The sequence below is a fragment of the Mesorhizobium sp. P3_A9 genome (assembly GCF_056402975.1).
In genome coordinates, this window is sequence record NZ_JBFUGJ010000656.1 from 1 (window position 1) to 1,548 (window position 1,548).

Genomic DNA, 1,548 nt, shown 5'->3' on the forward strand with positions numbered 1-1,548 from the left:
GGTAGGTGCCGACGCCTTCCTGGGCGGCGCCATTGAAATCCGGATTGAGCGGCAGACCGGCCTGCTGGCCGGCCGCGAGATAGCGCTTGGTCAGCGGGTGGACGGCGTTCATCGTCTCGCTGATGTGCAGGGGACCACCGGTGCCGCGCCATGTGTCGGCGCCGGTCTCATTGTCCTCGAGCGCCTTGAAGGCTGGCAAAAGATCATCATAGCCCCAGCCGGGATTGCCGGCATCGCGCCAGTCGTCGAAATCCTCGCGCGCGCCGCGGATCCACACCATGGCGTTGATCGAACTCGAACCGCCAAGCAGCTTGCCGCGCGGCCAGTGGTCGACATTGCCGCCAAGGCCGGGGTCAGGTTCGGCCTTGTAGTTCCAGTTCACCGCCGGGTCGAAGAAGGTCTTGCCGTAGCCGAGCGGCATCTGCACGTAGAAGCGGCGGTCGGTGCCGCCGGCTTCCAATACCAGCACGGAAAAACGACCCGAAGCCGACAGTTTGTCCGCCAGAACCGAGCCGGCCGAGCCGGAGCCGACGACGATGAAGTCATAAGTCTGCATGATTAAGTCTGGGCGGCTCCGGAAAACTGGGTGCAGCCTAGACGCCATGGGTTCGCCGAGTCGCCGCGCCTTCCGGCATGCGTTGTGAAAAAAGCGACTGCCCTGTCAGGTCGAGTTGCGGGGAATACCGACAATCGCGCTTGATATGCATGGGGTCGACGGCTTATGCGATGGCATCAGCCAATCCGAGGAAGTCGGGAAATCATATGCGTACCCTGTCGGATGCCTTCATTCCCGAGCTGCCCGGCCACTACAAGGGCAAGGTCCGCGAAAATTACGATTTGGCCGACGGGCGGCGCATCATCATTGCCACCGACCGTCTCAGCGCCTTCGACATCATCCTGACCTCGATCCCGTTCAAGGGCGAAATCCTGACCCAGACGGCGCGGTACTGGTTCGAGGAAACCGCCGATATCTGTCCGAACCATGTTCTCGAATATCCCGACCCCAATGTCGTGGTCGGCACAAGGCTCGACATCCTGCCGGTCGAGATCGTCGTGCGCGGTTATCTGGCGGGGACCACCAGCACCTCGATCCTGACCCGCTATAAGCGTGGCGAACGCGACATGTACGGGATGCGCCTGCCGGACGGGCTGCGCGACAATGAAAAGCTGGCCGAGCCGGTCATCACGCCGACAAGCAAGGCAGCGGATGGCGCCCATGACGAGCCGCTGTCCAGGGCCGAGATCCTCGAACAGGGACTGCTGACGCAGGCACAGTGGGACACCGTCTCGGATTACGCCTTGCGGCTGTTCGCCCGCGGCCAGGCGCGCGCCGCCGAGCGCGGCCTGATCCTTGCCGACACGAAATACGAATTCGGCACCGACAGAAGCGGGACGATCATCCTCGCCGACGAAATTCATACGCCGGACAGCAGCCGCTACTGGATCGCCGGTAGCTACGAGCAGGCCCTCACAAGCGGCACGCGGCCAGACAGCTTCGACAAGGATTTCATCCGTTCGTGGGTGGCGGCGCGCTGCGATCCCTACAAG

Annotated in this window: 2 protein-coding genes; one reads left to right on the forward strand and one right to left on the reverse strand. The window is 63.1% G+C overall.

Annotated features, from left to right (window positions below):
- On the reverse strand, window positions 1-556 hold a 556-nt coding region (locus AC1DX0_RS35715), incomplete at its 3' end, for a GMC family oxidoreductase (RefSeq protein ID WP_477359175.1).
- A 206-nt stretch (window positions 557-762) separates the two neighbouring features.
- Here AC1DX0_RS35715 and AC1DX0_RS35720 point away from each other — a divergent pair.
- On the forward strand, window positions 763-1,548 hold a 786-nt coding region (locus AC1DX0_RS35720), incomplete at its 3' end, for a phosphoribosylaminoimidazolesuccinocarboxamide synthase (protein ID WP_477359178.1).